Below are 23,543 nucleotides of genomic sequence, written 5' to 3'. Positions count from 1 at the left end.
CTGTGAGGAGGACGCGGTGGACAGGCGGACGGCTGGGGCCGAGGCAGACCGGCGGGGTGCGGACAGCGGCGGCGTCCGGTTCCGGGCGGATGATGTGCTGAGGCTGGAGTGTCCGTTCACCGAGACCACGGTTACCGGTGTCTCCCGCTCCCACGTCTCCGTGCGGTGGCCGTGGTCGGAGGTGGACCCGCAGGCGGAGCACATCAGGTGGAACGGCGAGAGGGCGCTTCCGACGCCTGAGGCCGGCGAGTGGGAGATCTTCCGGACCGAGCCGGCCGAGGCCGTATTGAAGTCGGGCGACATGTGCCGGGTGGGAATCCCCCCGACCGTGGTGCACGTCCTGGCAGTCCATCACTTCGATCCGCCCCTGGTGACCGGGATGCTGCCGCGTCCCGCGTCCTCCCTGGAGATTTTGCCGCAGGGCGAAACCTATGATCCCGAACTCGAGGACCAGGGCTACGCGCTCGACCCGGTAGGCGATGAACCGATCCGTATGGAACTGCTCTTCCGCCCCTACGCCTTTCTCGAACCAGGCGATGAGGTCGCCGACCGGGACGGGCACGTCTGGCGGTTCGACGCGGCCTGGGACTGGCACCCGTCGGACGAGGCGCGGGCCGGCGCCCCGGCCTGGCCGCTGGCTCTGCTCTCCCGCGAGGGCGAGCCCACACCGGAGGAGGTCGCCGCGGTCGCCCGGGCGACCGCGGCCGGCAGCCACGCCGGGGAACTGGAGCGGTGGACCGAACTCACTCTGGCGAGGCCGGCCACCCATGAGTTCGGTGAGTCACGGCTTTCTCTACGAGCGGCTGCGTGGGGAGCCCGCCCGAGCTGCGGGAGCGGATCGCGGCGACCACGGTGACGCCGGTGGCCTCTACGGCTGAAGGCGGCGGTCGGCATACGGTTCGGTGTCCTCCCCTCAGGGGGCGCTGCTGGGGATCACGCAGTTCTTCGGCTGTGGCCGGCCGGTGGGCCAGCCGAGGCCGACGAACTTGAGCTTGCCGTCGCCCTCCCGGCCCGGGTCAAGCTCGACGATCGCGGTCGGTTTGTCGTACGCGTTTCCGCCGCTGGTCAGGCATATCAGGCCGCTGGTGCCCGGTACGCGGTGGCGGGACTGGAGCAGGGACCACTGCTGGCCGACCTCCTTGCGGTCGGGCACCTCCTCGGCGTCGTCCTTCGGTACCTGGTGGAGTGCCTTGCCGATGGTGACGAGGCCGTCGTAGACGAGCATGGTCCGGGAGTCCTCCAGGTCGGGCGCGGAGCCGAGCCGTATCCCCTCGTCGTGTGTGGTCCGGATGCGCTTCTTGAGGGTGTCCAGGGCCGCCTCGGGCTCGGTGAGGTACTGGGGGAGCTCCGCCTTGGCGGGTTCGCGGTCGTGGGTCCTTTCCCACTCCCTGGTCCAGGCCGCCAGCTCGGTGCTCCAGGCGTCCGGGTGGGCGGGGGCGGCGTACTGCACCGTCACCTTCGCCTTGCCGTCCTCGCCGCGCAGCTGGTCCCAGTCCTTCCGCGTCATGGACTGGCGCAGCGAGGCGGCGTCGGAGCCGCTGACGATGGTGTAGTGCCGGTCCTTGCAGCCCACCTGGGCGAGCTTGAGGGCGAAGATCCGCAGGTGCAGCGTGCGTCCGGCGAAGTAGACGGTGTCGGCCTCGGAGTCGCAGATGTTGTTGGCCGTCAGGGTGAACTCATTACCGGTCGAGCCCGGCTCGTCGATCGCCGGGGACTCGAAGGACATGGCGGCGGGACCGGGCGGGCCCGTCTCCTCGATGCCGTTGAAGGCCCTCGCCAGCGACTGGTTGTAGCTGTCCGGGCGCCTGTCGTAGACCAGCACCGTCTTGAGGTCCTCCCGGCCCTGTTCGCGCCTGAAGTCGGCCAGTGCCTTGGCCGCGTCGCCGTTGGAGGGGATGATCCGGGCCAGGCCGGGGAAGCGCAGCTTCGCCATTCCGTCCGCCCGGTCCTCGTTGGCGATGTCGTCCCCGCTGGCCCGGGAGGCGAGCACCGGGATCCCGTGTTCCGTCAGACGCCGGACGGCTTTCTCCGTGGTGTCGAGGGTGAGGTTGAAGCCGGTGACGGCGCGCAGCTGGTGCTCGGAGGAGTCGGCCATCCGCAGCAGGGTGTCCACGACCTTGTCCTGGTGTTCGTAGTCCCGCCCGGGGTTGGCCAGCACCAGCCGGATCTTGGGCGGTTCCCCCTCGCCCTCATTGGCCTGCCGCTGGCCCAGGTACGCGCCCTGGAGGTCGCTGCGCATCTGCCGTCGCAGGGCCGGCCTGGCGGACTGGAGCGGCAGCATCATCGCGACCGTCACGTGCGGCTGGTCGTCGATTCTCTTGTTCTCGCTCGCGATGGCCTTGGCGACGTCCTGGATCTCGTGTGTGCCGAAGTCGTAGCCGGCGCCGTCGACGCCGACGCACTCGCCGTCGATCCGCTCGATCGCCTCGATTCCCTCGGTGCAGGTGTCCGTCTTCTGGATCACGGCGCAGGCGTACATGCCGCCCGCCACGGCCGCCGCCACGGCCAGTAACGCGTAGAGGATCTTCTTCCATCTGGGCATCCCCGTTACCTCCTCCGCCCGAGCTGTCCGGTACAGGCGCACCGCAGCAACGGCTGCTCGTTCTCCGCCAGGGCGCTCCACTCCGTGGCCGTCTTGCCGAGCTGTACCGCGCCGTCGAACTCCATGATCGAGAGCAGGCCGAGCAGCCTGGCCAGCGTGCGGGCCGTCTCCGTGCCGGTGGGCCTGGTCCGCTCCTCGCACAGCCACACCGCGTGCAGCAGCTGGTCGACGGTGCGGCGCAGCGCCGGTCCGTCCGCCGCTACCAGGCCCTGGGCGCGCTCCCGCCGGGCGTCCGCTCCGCCCGGATACGGCGCCTGGGCGATCTCCAGCAGCTCGGCGCACCACTCGCGGGGGCGGCCGGGGAGCGTGGCGGCCAGGTGGCTGACCACGTCGTCGGCGCCGCCGGACACCAGGTGGTGGTTCATCCGGTGTGCCGTGACCGAACGGAACGCCCCGCCGCTCGGCGCGCCCCTCGGGTCCGCCTCGGCGCGTTCCGCGTAGTGGTCCCGCAGCAGGTGGTGGTCGGCGTGCCAGGCGGCGCCGCCGGGGCGCAGCCCGTACAGCCGGTGGACCAGGAGCTGGCGCAGCCCGAAGTCCCCGATGAAGTGCCGCTCGCAGCCGGGCCATCCGGTGTCGGTGAGCAGCTGCGAGACCTGATGCGCGGTCAGGGCGTGGACGCGTCCCGACTGGTGGTGGCGGAGCAGGACGTCCGCGCACTCCTCGTCGTGGGCCACCGACAGGTGGGTGAGCAGATCGAGCCACTGGTCGCGGTGCTCGGTGGGCAGGCGCACCGGGAGCTGGTCCAGCACCAGTTCACGCAGCAGCACGTCCGCCACCGGGTGCTCCGAGGCGCCGTCGCCGGGGAGGCGTAAGGGGGCGTCCAGTAAGTCCCGGTCGTTGGCGTCCGCCGGCATCCGGAAGGCGGCGGCAGCGGCGGCCAGCCGGATCACGGTGTGCGGCCGTCCACCGCTCAGCCGTGCCACGGCGGCGTCGATGCGGCGGCGGTTCGCGGCGCCCTCCGGCTCCGCGCGCTGCTGCCTGCGCTCGGTCTCCCGGCGGAGCTGGTCGCCGGTGAGCAGGGGCATGCGCAGCAGGAGCACGCCGTCGGCCAGCGGTGCGCGGTCCGCTCCCGTGTCGGTGGGCCGGGTCCACGCGGGTGGGCCGCCGTCGGCGGGCCGGAACTCCGCGGGGGGTACCACCTCGTGGGGCGGCAGGCCGCCGTGCAGGAAGGCGCCGCCGTCGGCCCGGCGTGCCGTGCCCACGATCACCACGCGGTCGCGCTGCCCGCCCCGGCGGTCGCTGAGCACGGCGCGCAGCAGCCGCTCCCCCAGCGGTGACTCGGCCCGGTCCAGCAGCAGCCCCGGGCGGCCGACGCGGCGCAGCCAGCCGACCGCCGACGCGTACGCCGCCTCGAGGTCCTCGCGCAGCGCCCGGAAGAGGAAGCTCTCCGCCAGCTCCCGCGACTCGCCGCCGGCCTGGAAGTCGGCGGCGAGGTTGCGCAGTCCGTCGCCGGGCTGGCCGGCCGCGCCGGGATACACGCCGTAGATCCGCTCCAGCTCTTCCCTGCCCCGGGGTGCCAGCCGCTCGAAGAGCGCGTCCAGCAGAGCGTTGTGCAGCGCCGCCGAGTACGGGTCGATCGCCTGGCCGGACAGGGTCGTGAGCAGGTTCCGTACGGTTCCGCTGAGCACGCCCCGCCAGAAGTCGCCCGCGCCCAGTCCGCGCAGCCGCTGCTTCTGGGGCAGCTCCTCGTACCGTTCGACCTCCGTCGCGACCGCCGCCGGGGTGCCGTCCGCGACGCCGGTCGCGATCACCGCGAGGCCGGTGAAGAGGCGCGGAAAGGCGAACGAGCCGCCCGTCCCCTGCCAGCCGCACAGCCGCCGGGCGGCCTCGGCCAGGGCCTCGGTCGCGGCCGAGCGGGCGCCCGGCTCCGGCTCCGCCCGGTCCGCGTACACCGGCGAGCCGCAGTCCAGATAGACCACCGGCACCTTGGTGGCGAAACGGTCCCGCACCGCGCGCAGCAGCCGCCCCTTGCCCATGCCCGGGCCGCCGGTGAGCAGCACGACGGGCAGGTCGGGCCCGTACAGCGGCTCCTGGCCGCCGCCCGACGGCGACCGCCCCAGCAGGCGCGCGAAGAAGCCCTCGTCACTGAGCAGTTTCTCGAACCCCAGGTCCTCACACACGGACCCCCCCATGGAGTGCTCGCCCGCCCCGGGAGCGGGAGACCTTGACCGATGTGCTGTAAAGGAACTAGTGGAACACGGAATCTTCGGTTCGGACAGCGATGACCAAAGTGGATCATTCAGGCATGGTGCGACGCTCGTTTCCCGCGCGTTTCACCTGTGCCTGTGCCGGAACGTGACCACCACTGTCACGAACAGGATCGCGAGCACGATGGCGTACCAGGTGATCACTTCCGAAAAGCGGTCGACGGCCAGGCCCGCCGCTGCGGCCGCCACGCCGAGGACCTCCCCATGTGCGGTGTTCATCGAGATCGCCTTCTTCTGGAAAGCGGACTGATCGGTCTGAGTGCTCTCAGCACCGGGAACGGCGTGATCCGTCGCTCTCCCTGATTTCATTGAACACCCGGACGCCGGGCCTCGTCAGGGACGACCGCGCGGCTCCGCATACCCCCGCGTGCGTCATGGGCCGCCGCCACCCGGCGGGGCTCTCACAGGCCGATAGGCTGGGGCGATTCCTGAACGGAGGGCGGCCGAGGGTCATGGGCAGAGGCGAGGAGGGGCGCGCGGACGGGCCCGGGCGGCCGACGTCGCGGGATGTCGCCCGGCTCGCCGGGGTGTCGCACACCGCGGTGTCCTTCGTGTTCAACGACCGCGCCGAAGGAAACCTCTCCCCCGCCACCCAGGAGCGCATCCGCCAGGCCGCCGCCCGGCTCGGCTACCGCCCCGACCCCGTCGCGCGCGGTCTGCGGCGCCGCCGGACCGCGGTGATCGGGCTGGTCACGGACGAGATCGCCTCCTCGCCGTTCGCGGGGCGGCTGCTGCGCGGGGCCATGGAGACCGCCTGGGAGAGCGGCCATCTCGTGCTCACCATCGACTCCGGCGGCGACCGGGCCAAGGAGGACGCCGCGGTCGCCGAACTCCTGGACCGGCGGGTGGACGGGATCATCTACGCGGCCATGTCGCTGCGCCGGGTCCGGGTGCCCGAGGGGCTGCACCGCACCCGCTCCGTCCTCGCCAACTGCCTGCCGGAGGACGACTCCCTGCCGGCCGTCATCCCCGCCGAGCGCGCGGGGGGCCGTACGGCGGCGCGGCTGCTGCTGGACGAGGGCCACACCAGGGTGGCCATGGTCGGCGGCCAGGACGACATCGCGTCGGTCGAGCGGCTGCGCGGCTTCCGGGACGCCCTGCGGGTCAAGGGGGTCCTCGTGCCCAAGGAGTGGGTCCCGCGGACCGGAGGCGAGATCTCCGGCGGGTACGAGGGCGCGCTGCGGCTGTTCGACGGGGTCCCCGCGGACCGGCGCCCCACCGGTGTCTTCTGCTACAACGACCGGGTCGCGGCGGGCGTGCTGCACGCCGCGGCCCGGCTGGGGATCGCCGTCCCCGGTGAGCTGTCGGTGGTCGGCTACGACGACCAGGAGCACATGGCCGCGTACCTCGATCCGCCGCTCACCACGGTCGCGCTGCCGCACCGGGCGATGGGCGAGGCCGCCGCCCGGCTGCTGCTGGACGCCATCGACACCGGGCGGACGCCGCCCGCCACCGTGCGGCGGCTCGCCGGCCCGGTGATCAGCCGTGCGTCGGTGGGACCTGCTCCCACCCGGTGACGGCGGCGGGGGACCCCGTCACGACGAGTTCGGGTACGTCGTCCGGGCGTCGGTAGACGCGCTCGGTGACGGTGGCCCGGTCGTCGACGAACAGCTCGACCAGCGATCCGTCCACGAGCACGCGCACCTCCCGCCCCGGGGCCCGCACCACGATCGGCTCCGCCTCCTCGGCCCCGGTCGGCCCCCAGCCCCCGGTCCGCGGCCAGCCGCCGCGGTCGAGGGTCACGGTGCCCGCGTCCGGGTCCAGCCGCACCGTCAGCTCCGCGCCCGACGCGGAGCGCAGCAGACTCACGGTCGTCAGGCCCCGGGCGGTGACGGTCAGGTCGTACGCCTCCGGGAGCGGGCACCGGAGCGGGACCGGGCCCGGGAGCGGGACCGGGCCCGGTCCCGTGTCCCGGTCCGGTGTCGTGACGAACGGCTCGGCCGCGCGCAGCAGGTCGAGCTCCGGGGCCGGTACGACGCGCAGCGCGCCGTCCGCGTGGACGTCCACGACCCTCGGCGCGGTGAGGACTCCGGCCCACCCCGCGCGCTCGATCTCGCGCTGTGCGCGGGCCTCCCAGGACCAGCCCCACATCAGGGCCCGGTCGGCCTCCTGGCGCACGGCGGGGGCGTAGAAGTCCCGCCCGTGGTCGAGCCGGCCGCCGGTGCGGGGCTCGAAGCGGGGATCGCCCCCGTCGCCCGGCCGCAGCCGTCCGGTCAGATACGCGGTGGCGCGCGGGTCGCCGTCCCACAGCGACACCACCAGCACCCAGTCCCCGCCCGCCGTCGCGTACAGCTGCGGGCACTCCCAGCCGGTCGCCTTGTCGCCGAGCGCCGCCGTCGCCACGGGGTCCGCGCCGTCCACGAGCACACCGGCGAACCGCCAGTCGGTCAGGTCCTCGCAGTCGTAGAGCAGCACCGACGGGGTCCCGTCGGCGTGGCCCGCGCCGACCAGCGCCCACCGCCGCCCGGCGCACCGGAACACGAACGGGTCGCGGAACATGACCACGTCCAGGCCGGGGGGCGGGCCGGTCACCACGGGGGTGGGCAGCGGTTTCCAGTCGGTGAGGGCGTCGTCGTCCGGGTCGGCCGCGCGCGCCAGGCAGATCGTGCCGAGCCCGGTGTGGTGGCGGTCGACGCCGGTGTACACGGCCGTGGGCACGCCGCCGTCGTCGACCACGCACCCGGACCAGCAGCCCGCCTCGTCGGGGCCGCCGGGCGTGGGGGTGAGCGCGATGGGGTGGTGCTCCCAGTGGACCAGGTCGGGGCTGGAGGCGTGGCCCCAGTGGACGTTCGCGTGGCGGGGGGCTTCGGGGTTGTGCTGGTAGAAGAGGTGGTGGCGGCCCCGCCAGCGGAAGGGCCCGTTGGGGTCGTTGATCCAGTTGGCGGGCGGGCGGACCCGGAAGCGCGGGGCGGCCGGGTCCGGAGACGAAGCGGCCGGGTCCGGGGGCGAAGCGGCGGGGTCCGGGGGCGAAGCGGCGGGGCTCAACGGTTGACTCCTGCGGAGGTGATGCCCTCGCGCAGAGGGCGCTGGCCGACGACGAACACGGCGACGGCGGGGATCATGGAGAGCACGACACCGGCGAGCACCACCGAGATGGAGCCGGTGCCGAGGTTGCCCTGGAGCGAGACCAGGCCCAGCGGCAGGGTGTAGTTCTGGCCGGAGGTCTCGAGGATGAGCGGCCGGAAGAACTCGTTCCAGTGGTAGTTGAAGGCCAGCACGCCGACGATCGCGAGGCCGGGCGCGGCCAGCGGGGCGTACACCGACCGGAAGATCCGCCAGGGGCCGCAGCCGTCGAGCATCGCGGCCTCGCCCAGGTCCTTGGGCATGCCCAGGAAGTACTGCCGCATCAGGAAGGTGCCGAAGGCGGTCGGGAAGGCCGGAATGATCAGGCCGAGCAGCGTGTCCGTCAGGCCCATGGACTTCAGCACCAGGAACACCGGCACGATGGTGACCTGGAGCGGCACCATCATGGTGGCGAGCACCAGGCCGAACAGCGGCTTCTTGAAGCGGAATTCGAGGCGCGCGAAGGCGTACCCCGCGAGCCCCGCGGTGATCATCTGGCCGACCGCGATCAGGGCGGTCACCAGCGTCGAGTTGAGGGCGACCAGCCACACGTCGATCTGGTCGAAGACGCCGCGGTACGACTCCGTCGTCGGGTGGGTGGGGATGATCTTCGGCGGCAGGTCGAAGGACTCGGCCGGGGTGCGCAGCGAGGTGGACACGGTCCAGATGACCGGGCCCAGGGTGAGCAGCGCGCACACCGCCAGCCCGGCGATCCGCGCCCAGGGCGCGAGCGAGTGCCGCGCACGGCTCAGCTTGGGGGCCGCTCGGTTCCCCGCGGGTCCCGTGGTGGCCCGGTCGGTCGTTCGGCTGGTGGCGGCCCGGCTCGTGGCCCGGCTCGTGGTGGCTTGGCTCATGGGACTCACCCGGCTCACTGGTAGTGGACGAAGCGCCGGCTGAGCCGGAACTGGAGGGCGGTGACCGCCATGATCAGGACGAACAGCAGCACGCCCACCGCGGACGCCGGGCCGAAGCGCAGCTGCTCGAACGCGGTCTCGTAGATGACCATCACGACGGTGCGGGTGGAGTCGCCGGGCCCGCCGTTGGTGAGGACGTACGGCTGCTCGAAGACCTGCAGCGCGTTGATGATGCCGACCACGGACGCGACGAGCAGGGTGGGCGACAGCAGCGGCAGGGTGACGCTGAGGTGCTTGCGCAGGCCGGTGGCGCCGTCGAGCGAGGCGGCCTCGTGGATCTCCTTGGGGATGTTGTTCAGGCCGCCGACGAACAGCAGGAACGAGAACCCGAACTGCTGCCAGACGTAGACCAGGATCACCGCGGCCATCGCCCCGTTCTCCGAGGTCAGCCACGGCACCGGGGCGACCCCGACCAGGCCGAGAAGCCAGTTCACGACCCCGAAGTCCTGGTTGAAGAGGTACTTCATCACCACAGAGATCGACGCGGCGGACAGCACCAGCGGGAAGAAGAACGCCGACCGGAACACCGAGCGCAGCCACAGGGGCATCCGCCCGTTCACCGCCAGGGCCAGGGCCAGCGCGATGAGCAGTTGCAGCGCGACCGCGAGCACCATGAACAGGAGGGTGTTGCGGAAGGAGACCAGCACGGTGGAGTCGCTGAACACCTCGCGGTAGTTGGCGGTCCCGGCGAAGCTCGGGTCGTCGATCACGTTCCAGTGGAAGAGGCTGAGGACCACCGAGCCGATGATCGGGACGACCGTGAAGACGACGATGCCGACGATCGTGGGCGCCAGGAAGAGCGTGGCCAGCAGCCGGGTCCCGCGGTCGCGGGCGGCGGGGCGCGGGGCGGCGGCGGGCGGTGCGGCCCGCCGCGGCCGCCGGGCCGGGGCCTGCTGAGTGTTCGTCGTCATACGTCACGCTCCATGGCCTTCTCCAGGTCGCCCTGCATCCGGCGCAGCGCGGGGGCCACCGCGCGCCGGGAGGCAAGGGCGGTGCCGGTGTGCTTGAGCAGCACCTGCTCGACCTCGGCGACCTGCGGTGGCGCGGGGATCGGGCCGGTGTCGGGGAACTTGTCGAGGGTGTCGTAGAAGACCTGCCAGTGGCGCGGGCCGGTCTCCCGGTAGCGGGCGGCGTCGAGCATCGAGCGGCGGGCCGGGGTGGTCTGGTTGGTCGTGAACAGCCGGGTCAGGGTGTCCCGGCGGGCGGCGTACTTGATGAACTCCCAGGCCTCCTCCTGCCGCTTCGAGGTGCGCAGCAGCGCGTAGCCGGCGGCGCCGAACTGCATGCGCTGGGTGCGCCAACGCGGGAAGTACTGCACGTCGTAGTCGGGCGCCTTCATGCCCGCCAGGTGCAGGCCGCCCGCCCAGAAGCCGCCCGCGGGGGTGACGCCGACCCGGCCGGTGGAGAACACGCCGACCAGGTTCTGGCCGTTGCCGCCCTCGGGGCGGGTGCACAGGCCCTCCTGGATGAGGGAGGCGAGGTAGTCGTACGCCTCCTCCACGCGGGCGCCGGTGGCCTGCGGGGTGGTCCACCGGTAGCCGCCGCCGCGCCCGCGCCGGGCGGCGGGCGGGTAGAAGGAGTCCCACAGCCAGGCTCCGCCCGGCGCCTTGGACTCGGCGAGCAGATTGGTGTCGTTGGCGAACAGCCAGGGCACCACGCCGCCCCACAGCCGGTTGGTCCAGAAGTACGGCGTGAAGCGGGAGCCGCTGGACTTCTTCATGTCCCGCAGCAGCGCGGTGAAGTCGTCGCGGGTCCAGTCGGGCGCCGGGAACGCCGCGCCCGACCGCTTCAGCACCTGCTTGTTGAGGTACATGTCGGCCGCGTTGAACTCGACCGGAAGCTGGTAGAGGCTCCCCTCGTACATCATCGACTCGACCAGCGAGGGATGGACGTCGGCGAAGTATTCGCGCAGCTCTTCGGCGTCCCGCTTGACCCAGTGGTCCAGCGCGACCCCGAGGCGCCGCGCGAACAGCTGGACGCCCTCGGTGGCGACGTAGACGAGGTCGGGGGCGGTGCCCGCCGCGATCTGGGTGAGGATCTTCGCGAAGAAGTCGGACCAGTCGACGGCCTGGACGGCGTTGATCCGGAGCTTGATGTCGGGGTGCAGCTTCCGGAAGCCCTCGGTGAGCGTGCGCACGGCGGCCGGCCCGTAGGCGGGCCCGAGGGTGGCGACGACGAGGGAGCCGTCGTCGCGGCCGGGGATGTCGGCGCCGGTGAGGCGGTCCCAGTTGGCGGCGACACCGCCGAGGGCGGCGGCCGCAGCGCCGTACGCGCCGTAGCGCATGAGGCTGCGGCGTGAGGTGAGCGGGTCGGTCATCGAGGGGCCTAACTCGTGTTAGTCGCGGGTGACCCCCCGATGATGAGAACCCCGTCACGGACTGTCAAGAGATGCGGCAGGGGTTGACCTTTAACGAGTTAGGTCTACAGTTCCGGTCCACCGAGCCGCAGTCCTGACGACGACGTTGGGGAAGGAGCCGCACCATGCGTCACATATCGGGCAGGTCGGGCAGCAGTGGGATGTCCAGGAGGTCGCTCGTCGCCGCCACGGCGGCGGGCGCGGCCGGCGCGTTGCTGCCGGGGGTGGTGAGACCGGCGGCGGCCACGCCGAGGGCCGCAACCGGGCAGTCCACAGGGTCCTCAGGGGCCTCAGGGGCCTCAGCGTCCTCAGGGGCGAGTTATCGCGCCGAGTACCACTTCACGGTCCCCGACCAGTGGAAGAACGACCCGCAGCGGCCGATCTGGATCGACGGCGAGTACCACTACTACTACCTGTACAACCCGGACTACACGACGGGCGGCACCACCGCGGGCACCGCCTGGCGCCTGGCCACCAGCACCGACCTGGTGTCCTTCACGGACCGCGGGATCGCCGTGCCCAAGGACACCACCCCCAACGGGGACGTGTGGTCCGGTTCGGCGGTGGTGGACACGGAGAACACGGCGGGCTTTGGCGCGGGCGCGGTGATCGTCCTGGTCACCATGTCACCCGACGACAACGCCAACACCCAGGCCCAGTACCTGTACTACTCCACCGACGGCGGCCGCACCTTCACCCCGCACGGCACCGACCCGGTGCTGCCCAACCCCGGAGTGCGCGACTTCCGCGACCCCAAGGTGATCCGCGACGAGGAGCGGGGCCGCTGGGTGATGGCGCTCGCCGAGAACAACAAGGTGGGCTTCTACCACTCCCCCGACCTGAAGTCCTGGACCTACGCCGGCGGGTTCATCAAGGACGGCATCGGCGTCCTGGAGTGCCCCGACCTGTTCCGGATCACGGGCGAGGACGGGGTCCGGAGGTGGGTGCTGGGCGTGAGCGCCAACGGCAAGGCATCCGGACTGCCCAACACCTACGCGTACTGGACCGGCGCCTTCGACGGCGCCACCTTCACCCCCGACGCGCCCGACCCGCAGTGGCTCGACCACGGCTGGGACTGGTACGCGGCCGTCACCTTCGACAAGCGCGACAGGCACGGCACGCTCGACCCGCGCACGCGCTACGCGATCGGCTGGCTGAACAACTGGGACTACGCCAACACCACGCCCACCCTCGACCACGACGGCTTCAACGGCACCGACTCCGTCGTCCGCGAGATCACCCTCAAGCGCGCCCCCGACGGCACCCGCTACCTCGCCTCCCGGCCCGTCCGCGCCCTGGACGCCCATGTCTCCCGTACGGTGCGCCTGGGCGACCTGCGGGTCGACGGCCACCGGGTGCTGGGCTACACCGGCACCGCGTACGAGCTGACCACCGAGATCACCTGGGACCGGCTCACCGGCGCGGGGCTTCAGCTGCGCCGCTCGTCCGACGGGGCGCACCACGTCGACGCCGGGATCTACGGCGACTACGCCTTCGTCAACCGGCGCGGCGTCGCGAATCCCGACACCTCCGGCCGCTGGCAGGAGAGCAGGAGCCCCTTCGACCCGGCCGCGCGGACGGTCCGGCTGCGGATCCTCGTCGACCGGACCTCCGTGGAGATGTTCGTCGACGACGGCCGGTACACCCACTCCACCGAGGTCTTCCCGGACCCCGCCGACACCGGGATCGCCCTGTTCACGCTCGACGGGAGCGCGGTGTTCAGGAACACCGTGATCCGCGAGTTCGCCCTCTGAGAGCCTGCCCGGCCCGCCCTCCTTCCGGGCCCGCCGCCCGGCCGACTCGGCTATCGGGCGGTGCGGCGGCCACGCTTTCGAGTGGCGGGCTCGTGGGCGGTCTGCGCCTGACCGGCCGTGGCGGTGAACGATCGGACGACCAGGCGACTCTCCAGTCGCAACCGAGTCTCCGACCGTTTCACGAAGGCAGGCCACGGTGATCAACAGGCGGGACGTACTGCGGACAGGCACCCTGAGCGCCCTCGGCGCCGGGGCGGTGGCGATGAAAGCGTCGCCCGACGCCGCCGCGGCGACCGGGACGGCGGAGCCGGTCAGCCCCCGGGACTGGAAGCGGCTGGCGGAGCCGGTCAGCCCCCAGGACTGGAAGCGGCTGGCGGCGTCGCTCTCCCCCGGCGCCACCCTCTACCGGCCCGGGAACTCCGGCTACCCTCCGCTGGCGCTCCCGTTCAACCACCGGTACGCCGGGATCCGGCCCGCCGGCATCGTCGCCTGCGCCACCACGAGGGACGTACGCGAAGCGATCCGCTGGGCCCGCGCGGTCGGGCTGCCCGTCGTGCCCCGCTCCAGTCTTGGCCACAACTACGCCGGCTACTCCACCACCACCGGCCTACTACTCAACATGAGCCGGATGAAGAAGATCACCACCGTGCCGCTGCGGAGCGCCGCCCGCTCCCGGACATACGGACCGATCAAGGTCGTCCACGGCGCGGGCACCGTCACCGTCGGGGCCGGGGTCACCAACGGCGACCTGCACCCGCTGCTCGAGGACCAGGGCATCTTCGTGCCGACCGGCCGCTGCCCCTCGGTCGGGGTGGCCGGGCTGGTGCTGGGTGGCGGTATCGGCTTCAGCGACAAGATGTTCGGCCTGACCTGCGACCGGCTGGTCGCCACGACCGTCGTGCTCGCCGACGGGCGCGTGGTCGAGGCCGGCGAGGACTCGGAGCCCGATCTGTTCTGGGCCTGCCGGGGCGGCGCGGGCAACAACTTCGGCGTGCACACCTCGTTCACGTTCCAGTACGAGCGGTTCCAGGGCGATGTGGGGTTCTACCGGCTCAGCTGGAACCTGGACTCCGTCCTGCCGGTGATGGCGACCGCACAGCGGATCGCCCAGGAGACCGAGGACGACAAGCGGTTCCACCTCCGCGTCGGCATCGGCACCCATGGGCGAACCCGGGACCAGATCCGCGCGAACGCGGGCGTCAACGCGATCGGCCAGTACTACGGCCCCCTCGACGAACTGCGGGCCGTCCTCGCCCCCCTGCTCGCCATCGGCACCCCGGAGGAACGGGCCCGCAACTGCTCAGCCGTCCGCGAGGTCACCCCGGCCGAGGCGAGCACCCTGCTGAGCGCCACCACTCCGGTGGAGAAATTCGCCGCCAAGTCGGCGGTCCTGAACTCCCGGACACTCCTCACCGAGCGGCAGGTGGGCGCCGCGGCCGAGCGGCTGCTCGACTGGCCGGGCAGCGGCAACCCGGAGGGCGCCGGGCTGGCGATGTTCGCGCTCGGCGGGGAGATCAACCGCGTACCGCGGCGGGCGACCGCGTTCGTGCACCGCGACGACCTGTTCATCCTCGCCGCCGAGACCTCCTGGGCGGACTACGACTCCCCCGAGGTCGCCGCCGCGAACCTGCACTGGCTCCACGACTTCTACGACGCCCTCTTCCCCGCGGCGCCTCCCGAGCACTCCTACCAGAATTTCCCCGACCCCAAGCTGAAGGACTGGCGCGAGGCCTACTACGGCGTCAACTACCCCCGGCTGGTCCGGGTGAAGCGGACGTACGACCCGACCGACTTCTTCCGCTACCCCCAGGGGATCGGCTCCTGACCGCACCGCGACAGCTGACGCTCCCGCAGGATGAGCGGCAAGGAACCCCGCCCGTGTGCCCCGGGTATCGCACACGGACGGGGACGGTTCACTCAGCCGGGGGTGCCAGGGGCTTGCTTGCCGCCCTGGTCGCCGCCCTGCGGTGCGGGGTCGCGGGGCGCCTCCGGGGGCATGGGCCCGCCGTCGTGCTTCCCGCCGTCGTCGTCCTGGGCGACGGCTGTCAGGTCCCGGGGGTGCCGGAACGGGACTCCGCGCCAGCCTTCGGCGTCGGGCGTGCGTGTCTCGTACGTCTCGACCGCTGCGGCGCTCATCTACCGACCTCCTCTTTCCTCTGCGATTGAGCACCCGTCCCGGCATTCACCGGTCCAGGGTTTCCGTCGCCGGGCGGGAGTCCCACACTCCGTGTGGTGCTGATGACGCTAGAAACCCGATGATCAGGGAGGCATGCGATGCCGTCGAGCGTGCCCAGCTTCGCTGAGCTGCTTGGCCGGACCGAGCGGTCGGCCGTCCATTTGGAGCTGCGAGACTCCTACGCTCCTACGGAACGGTTCGAGGCATGGCGGCGCGGTGAACGGATCAACTGGGATGATCGCGAGTCCTGGTGGCATCCCTACGATCAGTTGATCGCGGATACCGTTGCCCGGGGTGTGACCATCCGCAGGGCCCGAATCGTCTCCGAGCCCGTCTCGGAGTACATCCGGTGGGAGCACTACGTCACCCACGCCAACGTCACGGCAGGTGAGGAGGTACGGTGGCTGCCTCGACGATTGACCACGAACATCCCTCTGCCGGGGAACGACTTCTGGTTGTTCGATGACGCGCTGCTCAGGGTGCATCACTTCTCGGGTGACGGTGTGGTGGTGGAGGACGAAATCACGACAGACGCGGAGACCGTGAAGCTGTGCCGCACCGCCTTCGAGGCAGTTTGGAGACAAGCGATTCCGCACCACCTCTATGAGATCTGACGAAAGCCGGCTCCATGCCCCCACACCCGTCTTCGAGCGTTCAGAAGGCTCGCGAAGATCTCGCCGGCCGCCTGCGCGAAATCCGAAGGGACGCGGGGATCACCGGGTTCCTCCAAACCCCCGGGTACGCCACCGCACTGCTGTCGTCCATCGCGGACTTCCGAGGGACCCGGACGATGTGAGTGATGCCGTGGCGGCACGCATGCGGCGGAACGCGGTGCTGAGAAATGGCGCGCGCCGGTTCTCCTTCGTATTGGAGGAGTCAGTACTGCGTTACCGGATATGCGGCGCCGACACCATGGCGGCCCAACTCGGCCACCTCCTCGGGATGATGGATCTCCAGAACGTCGCTGTGGGCGTCATCCCGTTCTCGGCAGAACGAACCGCCTGGCCCATGCCGAACACGAGGCATTGCTCAAGAGGGCGAGAACTCGTACTGCAACTCATAAAGGTGCCCGGCCTTGGCCATCACCGTGGCCTCAATGGGCCGTTCACCATCGCTGTACACGACCCGCAACGTCCGCAGGACGGGCAGATTCCCCGGCAGGCCGAGCACGGTGTACTGCTCCTGCGTCGGAACGCGAGCAGATACCTTGTCCACGCTGAGCCGTGGCGGATAGCCCAGCTCCGCCAGCAACGCCGGGGTACCGCCCTTGATCTTGCGGCGGTCCATCATTGCCGTCCCGCGAGCGAGTTCCAGCGGATAGTAGGACTTCACCAATTCCACCGGCTCGTCATCCAGCGACAACACCTGAGCCCGCAGCAGCACCGTCCCGCCCTCCGGAAGCCGCAGCGCCTCCGCCACATCGGCGGGCGGTCTCACCTCGGCGACCTCCAGAAGGCGGCTGCTCCCCCGCGCCTGATGTCCGGTGGCCGCCTCGCTGATCCACCGATACGGCTCACCCGGCGCGGCCGGCGCCATGTAGGCGGCGGGCCGCATGGTGCGCTGCCGGTGCTCCCGTACGGTGACGGCCGCCCCGGCGCGGCCGAGCGCGAGACCTTCGTCCTTCAGCAGTTGCAGTGCCTTCTGCACGGTCGCGTTCGACGCGCTGAACCGCTCCTTGAGCTGCGCGGTCGAGGGAAGCCTGGCGCCCGGCCGAAGCTCGCCCGACATGATCTCGTCCCGTAGATCCGCGGCGATTCGCTCATGCAGCGACCGCCGGTCGATCGCGTCCTCATCGGCCTTGGGCACGGTCATCCCATCCTGAGTTCGTATCGAAGTCGCTGGCGGTGGGCGGGCATGGTGATGAGATCGGCCTGAATCGGCCGATCGTCCCCGTCGAAGACGACCCGCTCAAGGCACATCACCGGCTCCAGCTCGCCGGTCCGCAGCAGCTCACGCTCCCGCCCATCGGGCATCCGCGCCGTCACATCCTCCCGCACCCGCTGCCCCACGTACCCGAGTTCCGCGAGCAGAGCGACTGCTCCCCCGCGGATCTTCGCCGTGTCCGCGAGCCCCGTACCAGCCGCGATGCGGGCCGGATAGTAGGAGTCGGTCAGCTCACAAGGCTGCTCGTCCAGATACATGATCCGCCGCCGCACGACTACTGAGGTCCCCGCCTCAACTCCCAACAGCCCCGCCACGACCGCAGGAGCGGACACCTCTCCGGCCTGGACGACGCGCTGAGTACCCCGCCGCCCGTGCGCCGCGGCTTCCTCACGCCACGTATCGCCGCGGCCTCCCTCGGTCGGCCGCAGGTAAGGCATCGACGTACTGATCCACGCTTCGCCGGCCAACGAACCTCTCCTCATGTCTTGATCGACCTTCGCCAACCTTGCCGCTTTACACAGTAAGCGACCCCTTGGCCGACACTCGGGCTCCTTGCTGCTTTTCGCGAATAGCAATAAGCTCAGCTTTAAGCCTACAGCGAGCCCAGAGGTGGTGTCTCACCGTGCCCCTGACACATCCGCAGTTCTTCACACGCCACAAGCCAGCTGCCCCCGGGAGCCGGAAGTTGATGAGCATGGTCCATGCCATCGCGTGGATCTGCGAAGCGCTGCTACGACTGGTGTTACCGCCGTCCGGCCGTCACCGCGCGACCCATTCGGCCGTCGGCCGCCCCGCCATGCGGCGCCAGCCGCATGGCGCCCAGGGGGCCGCCATGGTCCGGTCGTGCGTCGTGGCCCATGAACAGCAGCGGGAGCAGCGCGCGGAGCGCCGGTTGCGGCGTCGGCGTCGGCGGACGTTGTGGCTGGCCGTGCACGGCATCGACATCGGCCCGCGCGTCATCCACGGCGTGAGGGTGGTGGCGTAGATGAGCAACCCGACGACGCCCCCGCCGCAGCAAGGACTGGACGGCGGACAGCACGGACCGGGCGGGCAGCAGCACGGGCAGCAGGGCGACGAGGACCGCCCGACCCTTGAGGAACTACGGCAGCAATCGGTAGCCCTGAGCGAACAGATCGCCCAGCACCTGGGGCGGAGGCCGAAGTGAACCACGCACCAGCCACCAGTTTCGAGACGCCCAGCCCTCGGGCGGCGGACACGCGATGCCGCGCCAGGCGGAAGCGGTGAACGGGGCGGACTGGACCCGCATCCTGCCCAGCCTCGCGGTCGGCATGGTGGTCTACGACCGGCGCTACGAGATGCCCGGAACCATCGCCGACTTCGACGGGCCGATGGTCTGCCTCACCCGCCCCACCGGGCTTGCATGGCGGTCGCACTGCGCCTCCGTACGCCCCGCCACCGCGTACGAGCGGCGACAGCTACGCGCCATCGCCCGGCTGCACGCCCAGCGCCGGCGAGGCATGGCCTCTGCCGGGTTGGTCACCAGCCCTGACCGCCGTTTGCGGTGAGTATGGGACAACGACACGCCGCGGCGTCGGCGTGTCGTTGTCCCATAGTCACCGCAAAGTCACGACACAGAGCACTTCGCCGGAGTGATTCCCCATGGCAGACGGCCCCTGGCACGCCGAATGGACGTTCATGAGCGCATCCGGCGTCACCACAGGAAGAGCCGACCGCACACGGTATTTCGACATCCGCACCGCCGTCTTCAAGGCTGCCGGCACGTCGCTACGTGACCCGGCGCGCAGGGAAACCGCCAAGAGAGGCGAGCCCTGGAAACTCCTCGTGGGAGCCCTGTACTCCGAGGCCATGCTCTCAGCCGACGAAACCGGTACCTGGCACTACACAAGCCCGGACGGCTGGGCGGACGTCATTGTCCGTTTCATGCCATAGCTTCCGCCGTCGCGACATGCAGCCGGCGGTTCGAGGTCGCGTCAGCCCGGGGGCTGTGGTCGGTTCCTCCGGCGCGCCCGGGGTGGGCCGGGCGGGTCGGCGCGGGGGGTTACGCCGAGGCCCTTGAGGCGTTCGAAGTCGGCGGTGTCGATCTTCTCCAGGACCTCGAGCTGGCGCTCCAGCGCCTCGGACTGGCGGCCGATGTCGTCGTGGCGGCGCAGGGCGTTGGCGGTGGTGACGTGGTAGCGGGCGAGGGCGACCTTCAGGCTGCGGCTCTCCAGGACCATCCGGTAGATGGTCTCCTCCGCCAGGGCGTCCTGTACGGATCTGACCGGGCGGGTGAAGAAGAGGGTGACGATCTGGCCCGCGCCGAGGGCGCCGAGGACGGCGGGGCTCTGCCAGCCGACGCGGCCGGGGGCGAGGACGTCGAGGAGGGAGAGCAGGAGGGCGGTCAGCAGCAGGCAGGTGCCGAGGCCCAGCAGGAACTTGGCGGCGAAGCCGACGGTGCGCTGGGCCTGTCTGAGCCGTTCGGAGGACTGGATGCGGTAGTCGCGCAGCCGGGCGTCCTCGTAGGAGAGGATGCCCTGCTTGTCCTGGATGTACGAGGAGTAGCCGGCGAACTCCGCGTCGCCGCCCCGGGACAGCGGCCGGTCGTCGTCCGGGCGGGAGCCGAGGAAGCGGGCCAGCTCCGCGAGGCCGGTCATCACCTCGACGCGCAGCACGCGCTGGCAGAAGTCCAGGGCCGTCAGGTGGCGTTCGAGGGTGCGGCTGGCGGTGAGGGCGTCGGAGACGACGAGTTGCCGGACGTCGTAGCGGGAGCGGATGCCGGTCAGCATGAGTTGGATCTTGATGTCGGTGAGGACGCCGATCACGACCACGTGGGTCGTCTCGTGCCTGCCGTCGGCCAGGAGGCCGTCCAGCAGCGCGGTGAGCCCGGACGGCACGCGGTCGCCGGGGCGGGGGCCGGGGGTGTCCTGGAAGTCGTAGAGGGTGTTGGACCGCACATGGTGGACGCGCAGCCGGCCGCCCCAGTCGGCCTCGCCGCCCCCGGGGGGCGGCGGGGCCGGGGCCAGCAGGTCGGTGAGGCCGTCGAGGTACGCCGCTCCCCAGGTGTCGGCCTCGCAGTGCGCGCCGTACTGCCGGCGTTCGAGGTCGTACGCCTCCCCGGGGACGTGCCAGTCGCGGACGTTGATCAGGTGGAGCACGCCGTCCCCGTGCCCGCGTGTGCGGGAGCCGACGGTGGCGTCGAGGAAGCGGGCGAGCGGTGAGCGGCGCAGCTCCGCCTCGGGCAGCACCCTGCGGTGGCCGTCCGTGCGGAGGGCCTCTCCTCCCTCGCAGTCCAGCAGCAGCTTGGAGACGGCGCTCTCCGGCAGCGACAACTGGCAGTCCAGGTTGAGGAAGAAGTCGTTCTGAAGGCACTGCGTGATCAGGATGTACTGCTCCTCGCCCGCCGGCTCCATCGCCACCCCCGTCGTCGGTCCTGTGTGTGCTCACGGCCTGCCGGACGCCGTCAGTGCGGCAGCAGCGGCCACTTCTGGGACAGCCGCATGGCGGCCTCGGTCACCGCGGGGTCCGAGGACTGCGCCATCAGGCCGTCCAGGTAGTTGTGAGCGGCGGCCTCGTACAGCTCGTCGACGGCGTAGAGGCGGGCCTCGTGAGCCGCGCGGCGGGCGGCGGCGCGGGTCTCCAGGGTGGCCTGGGCCTGCCTGGCGCGCTCGGCGCCCGCCACGTCCTCCTCGATCTCCCGCTCCAGCTCGCGCAGCCGCTCGGCGGTGGTCCGGTACGCCGCGAGGTACGGATGCTCCTCGCCCAGGCCGAGCAGGAAGGCGATGCCGCCGGAGAGCAGCAGCAGCGCGACGAACATCAACGACACGCTGTGCGGGTCCAGGTTGAGCGACTCGAGGAGGCTCGGCTGGTGGCTGAGGTCGTCCCGCGCCTCCTGGGGCACGTCGGCCGGCAGCTCCAGCGGAGGCTCGTCCTGGAACGCCACCTTGGCCCGCAGATCGCCCAGCGCCCAGGCGCCGTACCCCCAGACGGTGATCAGCGCGAGGGCGGGCACGGCGGCGAGCCGGACCGCGCCGGTGCCGGAGCAGTGCCGCAGGATCCGGCCGCCGATGTGCGGGGCGAGGATCATCGCCACGGCGACGGCCACGGTGAGGCTGACGGAGAGCAGATTGGCGAAGGCGCCGACGCCGTGCAGATTCTCGAACACGGTGTAGTAGACGGGCAGTTCCACGACCATCAGCAGCACCAGCACGCCGGTCTTGAGACGGCGCGACACGCCGGGCCGCGCCGCCGCGCCCTCCCAGGCCGCCCTGGTGGACAGGGCCCGGTCGGCCGCCTGGGCGTCGGGCGCCGACAGGTCGTGCTCGGCCACGGACTGCCAGTCGGCGTGGTGCCTCGCGGACTCCGGCTCGCCGTCGCGGTACGCCTGCGCCGGGCCGCGACGGCGGGCGGCCGCGCCGTTCACTCCTTGCGCGCTGGTCAAGCCCTGCGCGCCGGTCGGGTCGGCGGTGCCGTCGGTGCCATGGGTGCCGTCGGTCCAGTCCGGGGGCATCCGGTCGCGCAGCCACCGCCGCTCGAAGCCGCCCCGGATGGTGTCGCGGAAGTTCTGCCACCGGTCGGCCCGCCGCGCCAGCCGGTCCAGCTGCGCGACGGTGGCCCGCTGCTGCTGCTCCAGGTCGGCGCGGCGCCGGTCCGCCCGCCTCAGCCGCTCCTCGGCGGCCGTGACGGCCGCCCGCGCGCGGCCGGCCTCCAGGGCGCCGGCCTCCTCCGCCCGCGCCGCCTCCTCGGTGAGCCGATGCCTGACGCGGTTGCGCAGGCTGGCCAGTTCGGCGAAGTACGGGATCCGGTCGGGGCTGCCCAGCACCCAGGGGTCGAAGACCCGCCGGGTGCCGGCCGCCGCGCCGCGCTTGCGGGCCCGGTCGGTGAGCCAGTCGCTGTCGCCGCCGCGGATGACGCCCGGCTCGACGGGATCCGGCTGCGGCAGGGCCCCGTCGGGGAACCGCCGCGCGGCCCGCCCCCGGCGCCCCCGGTCGGCGTCGGGCCCGCGGCGGCGCAGCCTCAGCCGCCGCGGGGCCTCGCCGTCGCTACCGGTAATCGGTGTGGACATGGGCCTTCATCCTCCGTTCCAGGACCTCCGTCCAGAAGGCGTTGAACTGCTCGTACCGGGAGGTGTCGGTGTGGTACTTCATGCCGTAGCCCACCGGGTAGATGTCGGCGCCGGACAGCTCAGGCTTGCCGTGGGACTTCAGGAAGCCGTCGGCGGTCTTCTGGCGGCTCGCGTCGGTGGACAGGTCCTGCCGCCCCAGCCGGAAGTCGGGATCGCCCTGGTCGAAGTCGCTCACCACGAGCACGTCGAACGAGGCGTCGTCGCCGGACGGCTTGGTCAGCGCGATCCGCGACAGGCCGCCGAGCACATCGGAGCCGGGCTCCTGCTTCTTGGCACAATCCAGCAGCTTGTGCGCGCTGGAGCGGGCGACCTCGCGCAGGGCCTTGCGGGTGCGGTCGCGGTCGGAGGTCTTCGAGCCGTCCGGGTCCAGGTCGAGCGGGCTGACCTGGCACTTGGAGGCCATGGAGACCTTGGTGATCGGGGCGAAGGACGTCTTGCGGCACTTGCGGTCCTTCAGGAACGTGTCCAGCCTCGCGTCGAGCTTCGCCGCCGCGTCGAAGCCGGTTTTCGCGTCGACGGCCGAGCCGGAACCGTCGACCACGACGCCGCACGCCTGGGAGTAGCGCTCCGGTTCGTTGGACATCGCGTCGCAGGCCGTGCCGGCCGCGGCCAGGGCGAGCACCAGCGCGGCGGGCAGCACGCGGCGGACGGTGACGCGGCGGGGGGCCGGGCGACGGGCGGTTTCGCGACGGGGGGCCGGGCGCGGCCGGGCGGCGGGGCCTTGAGGGTCGGGGCCCTGGGGGGCGGGGTTGTCGGCGGTCATCGCGCACTCCTCCCGTCGGCGCGGTAGGTGTTCTGCCGCTCGAGTATCTGGAGCGCCCGGGACGTGGCCGTCCGGGCGTGTTCGTCGTCGGCCAGCAGCCATATGTCGGGCCGGTGCCAGGACGGGTCCAGCTCCACCCGGCCGGGCAGCCAGTCGCCGGGCGGGCGCCGGGCGAGACGGCCGAAGTGGGGGTGGGCCGCGCGCACCCCGTCCCAGTAGCAGGCGAGCCGCTGATTGGCCTGGTCGACGACGGCCTGCGCGTGCGACCGGCAGCGGTCCACACTGGTGCGCCACTGGCCCACCCAGAGGCCATACCGCGCCAGGGCGGCGGGCCTGGGGTCCTCGCGGACGTCGTACTGGGTGACCACGCGCACCGACTCGGCGCGCAGCCTGCTGATGAGGGCGTGCTCCCGGCCGATCAGCGAGGAGCGCAGCTGCTCGGTGGCCCGGCGGGCCGCGGTGCGCACCTCCATGACGTACGGGGTGATGAGCAGCTCCGGGGCAGGCGGCTCGATGGACGGCGGCATGCCGTCCGGCCCGCCCCCGGGCGGCGCGGCGGCCACCGTGAAGGCGATGCGGGGCACGCCCCGGGCGGCGTCACGCCTGCCCCGATGGCGGGCCCTGAGGCGCGCGGTGGGGCCGAGCCCGCCCCGGCGCGCCACGCCGTTGACGCTATCGGATGTGATCATGGATTTCCGTCCCCCGATTTCCTCGGCATGGAATTCGACTCCGGACCGCCCC

General features: G+C 71.8%; 23 protein-coding genes and 1 pseudogene. 10 read left to right on the top strand and 14 right to left on the bottom strand.

The window, feature by feature from the left end; all coding sequences use genetic code 11:
* Positions 1 to 16: 16 nt before the first annotated feature.
* Positions 17 to 856: a hypothetical protein gene (locus ABFY07_RS30440; protein ID WP_346177576.1), complete on the top strand. Its 840-nt coding sequence runs from the start codon at positions 17 to 19 to the stop codon at positions 854 to 856.
* A 57-nt stretch (positions 857 to 913) separates the two neighbouring features.
* Here the strand turns inward: ABFY07_RS30440 and ABFY07_RS30435 are convergent, their stop codons facing one another.
* The 3 genes from ABFY07_RS30435 to ABFY07_RS30425 all read right to left on the bottom strand — a co-directional run bounded on the left by ABFY07_RS30435 (position 914) and on the right by ABFY07_RS30425 (position 5,028).
* Positions 914 to 2,542, bottom strand: a complete 1,629-nt coding sequence (locus ABFY07_RS30435; RefSeq protein ID WP_346177575.1) for a type 1 periplasmic-binding domain-containing protein — start codon at positions 2,540 to 2,542, stop codon at positions 914 to 916.
* A 5-nt stretch (positions 2,543 to 2,547) separates the two neighbouring features.
* Positions 2,548 to 4,722, bottom strand: coding sequence for a hypothetical protein (locus ABFY07_RS30430; RefSeq protein ID WP_346177574.1), 2,175 nt, complete (start codon positions 4,720 to 4,722; stop codon positions 2,548 to 2,550).
* A 153-nt stretch (positions 4,723 to 4,875) separates the two neighbouring features.
* Complete coding sequence (locus ABFY07_RS30425; protein ID WP_158080312.1) at positions 4,876 to 5,028, bottom strand: hypothetical protein; 153 nt, start codon at positions 5,026 to 5,028, stop codon at positions 4,876 to 4,878.
* 233 nt (positions 5,029 to 5,261) lie between these two features.
* Between ABFY07_RS30425 and ABFY07_RS30420 the strand changes: the two genes are divergently transcribed.
* A complete protein-coding gene (locus ABFY07_RS30420; RefSeq protein ID WP_346177573.1) occupies positions 5,262 to 6,326 on the top strand; it encodes a LacI family DNA-binding transcriptional regulator in 1,065 nt (354 codons plus the stop codon).
* On the opposite strand, the gene ABFY07_RS30415 is transcribed toward ABFY07_RS30420, so the two are convergent.
* From ABFY07_RS30415 to ABFY07_RS30400, 4 genes are all read right to left on the bottom strand, one after another.
* Complete coding sequence (locus tag ABFY07_RS30415) at positions 6,289 to 7,794, bottom strand: GH32 C-terminal domain-containing protein (RefSeq protein ID WP_346177572.1); 1,506 nt, start codon at positions 7,792 to 7,794, stop codon at positions 6,289 to 6,291. The two genes, ABFY07_RS30420 and ABFY07_RS30415, sit on opposite strands and share 38 nt — an antisense overlap.
* Positions 7,791 to 8,570 (bottom strand): carbohydrate ABC transporter permease, encoded by a 780-nt coding sequence (locus tag ABFY07_RS30410; protein WP_245738029.1) that lies wholly within the window; start codon positions 8,568 to 8,570, stop codon positions 7,791 to 7,793. Before ABFY07_RS30410 ends, ABFY07_RS30415 begins: the two co-directional genes overlap by 4 nt.
* Before the next feature lie 170 nt (positions 8,571 to 8,740).
* A complete protein-coding gene (locus ABFY07_RS30405; protein WP_346177571.1) occupies positions 8,741 to 9,697 on the bottom strand; it encodes a carbohydrate ABC transporter permease in 957 nt (318 codons plus the stop codon).
* Entirely contained in the window at positions 9,694 to 11,103 is a 1,410-nt protein-coding gene (locus ABFY07_RS30400) for an extracellular solute-binding protein (RefSeq protein WP_346177570.1), read from the bottom strand. Before ABFY07_RS30400 ends, ABFY07_RS30405 begins: the two co-directional genes overlap by 4 nt.
* A 164-nt stretch (positions 11,104 to 11,267) precedes the next feature.
* Here ABFY07_RS30400 and ABFY07_RS30395 point away from each other — a divergent pair, with 164 nt between their 5' ends.
* Together ABFY07_RS30395 and ABFY07_RS30390 are read left to right on the top strand one after the other, a co-directional pair.
* Positions 11,268 to 12,896: a glycoside hydrolase family 32 protein gene (locus tag ABFY07_RS30395; RefSeq protein WP_346177569.1), complete on the top strand. Its 1,629-nt coding sequence runs from the start codon at positions 11,268 to 11,270 to the stop codon at positions 12,894 to 12,896.
* A 196-nt stretch (positions 12,897 to 13,092) separates the two neighbouring features.
* Positions 13,093 to 14,721, top strand: a complete 1,629-nt coding sequence (locus ABFY07_RS30390) for an FAD-binding oxidoreductase (RefSeq protein WP_346177568.1) — start codon at positions 13,093 to 13,095, stop codon at positions 14,719 to 14,721.
* A 92-nt stretch (positions 14,722 to 14,813) separates the two neighbouring features.
* Here the strand turns inward: ABFY07_RS30390 and ABFY07_RS30385 are convergent, their stop codons facing one another.
* Complete coding sequence (locus ABFY07_RS30385) at positions 14,814 to 15,032, bottom strand: hypothetical protein (protein WP_346177567.1); 219 nt, start codon at positions 15,030 to 15,032, stop codon at positions 14,814 to 14,816.
* 138 nt (positions 15,033 to 15,170) lie between these two features.
* Here ABFY07_RS30385 and ABFY07_RS30380 point away from each other — a divergent pair, with 138 nt between their 5' ends.
* Both ABFY07_RS30380 and ABFY07_RS30375 read left to right on the top strand, forming a co-directional pair.
* Positions 15,171 to 15,686 (top strand): DUF6879 family protein, encoded by a 516-nt coding sequence (locus ABFY07_RS30380; RefSeq protein WP_346177566.1) that lies wholly within the window; start codon positions 15,171 to 15,173, stop codon positions 15,684 to 15,686.
* A gap of 14 nt (positions 15,687 to 15,700) precedes the next feature.
* Positions 15,701 to 16,086: pseudogene (locus ABFY07_RS30375) on the top strand (DUF5753 domain-containing protein); the annotation flags it as partial.
* Positions 16,087 to 16,101: 15 nt separating this feature from the next.
* Here ABFY07_RS30375 and ABFY07_RS30370 read toward each other — a convergent pair.
* Both ABFY07_RS30370 and ABFY07_RS30365 read right to left on the bottom strand, forming a co-directional pair.
* On the bottom strand, positions 16,102 to 16,884 hold the full coding sequence (locus ABFY07_RS30370; RefSeq protein WP_346177565.1) for a GntR family transcriptional regulator: 783 nt from the start codon (positions 16,882 to 16,884) through the stop codon (positions 16,102 to 16,104).
* A complete protein-coding gene (locus ABFY07_RS30365; RefSeq protein WP_346177564.1) occupies positions 16,881 to 17,423 on the bottom strand; it encodes a GntR family transcriptional regulator in 543 nt (180 codons plus the stop codon). The genes ABFY07_RS30370 and ABFY07_RS30365 overlap by 4 nt, the downstream gene beginning before the upstream one ends.
* 221 nt (positions 17,424 to 17,644) lie before the next feature.
* On the opposite strand from ABFY07_RS30365, the gene ABFY07_RS30360 reads away from it, so the two are divergent.
* From ABFY07_RS30360 to ABFY07_RS30345, 4 genes are all read left to right on the top strand, one after another.
* The gene (locus ABFY07_RS30360; RefSeq protein ID WP_346177563.1) at positions 17,645 to 17,941 is read left to right on the top strand and encodes a hypothetical protein; all 297 of its coding nucleotides are present in this window, start codon (positions 17,645 to 17,647) and stop codon (positions 17,939 to 17,941) included.
* Complete coding sequence (locus ABFY07_RS30355; RefSeq protein ID WP_346177562.1) at positions 17,942 to 18,121, top strand: hypothetical protein; 180 nt, start codon at positions 17,942 to 17,944, stop codon at positions 18,119 to 18,121.
* Between the two features lie 55 nt (positions 18,122 to 18,176).
* Positions 18,177 to 18,482 (top strand): hypothetical protein, encoded by a 306-nt coding sequence (locus ABFY07_RS30350; RefSeq protein ID WP_346177561.1) that lies wholly within the window; start codon positions 18,177 to 18,179, stop codon positions 18,480 to 18,482.
* 94 nt (positions 18,483 to 18,576) lie between these two features.
* Entirely contained in the window at positions 18,577 to 18,867 is a 291-nt protein-coding gene (locus ABFY07_RS30345; RefSeq protein ID WP_346177560.1) for a hypothetical protein, read from the top strand.
* 41 nt (positions 18,868 to 18,908) lie between these two features.
* Here the strand turns inward: ABFY07_RS30345 and ABFY07_RS30340 are convergent, their stop codons facing one another.
* Genes ABFY07_RS30340 through ABFY07_RS30325 form a run of 4 tightly spaced genes read right to left on the bottom strand, consistent with a single transcriptional unit; the run spans position 18,909 to position 23,491 of the window.
* Positions 18,909 to 20,333, bottom strand: coding sequence for a hypothetical protein (locus ABFY07_RS30340; protein WP_346177559.1), 1,425 nt, complete (start codon positions 20,331 to 20,333; stop codon positions 18,909 to 18,911).
* Between the two features lie 44 nt (positions 20,334 to 20,377).
* A complete protein-coding gene (locus ABFY07_RS30335) occupies positions 20,378 to 21,979 on the bottom strand; it encodes a hypothetical protein (RefSeq protein WP_346177558.1) in 1,602 nt (533 codons plus the stop codon).
* On the bottom strand, positions 21,957 to 22,802 hold the full coding sequence (locus ABFY07_RS30330) for a hypothetical protein (RefSeq protein WP_346177557.1): 846 nt from the start codon (positions 22,800 to 22,802) through the stop codon (positions 21,957 to 21,959). The genes ABFY07_RS30335 and ABFY07_RS30330 overlap by 23 nt, the downstream gene beginning before the upstream one ends.
* Entirely contained in the window at positions 22,799 to 23,491 is a 693-nt protein-coding gene (locus tag ABFY07_RS30325; protein ID WP_346177556.1) for a hypothetical protein, read from the bottom strand. The genes ABFY07_RS30330 and ABFY07_RS30325 overlap by 4 nt, the downstream gene beginning before the upstream one ends.
* Positions 23,492 to 23,543: the final 52 nt, after the last annotated feature.

Origin of the sequence: Streptomyces sparsogenes subsp. cuspidosporus (assembly GCF_039532705.1) — a bacterium.
Classification (GTDB): domain Bacteria; phylum Actinomycetota; class Actinomycetes; order Streptomycetales; family Streptomycetaceae; genus Streptomyces; species Streptomyces sparsogenes.
The sequence above is the reverse complement of the archived record's forward strand: the minus strand, read 5'-3'. Positions and strand labels throughout refer to the sequence as shown.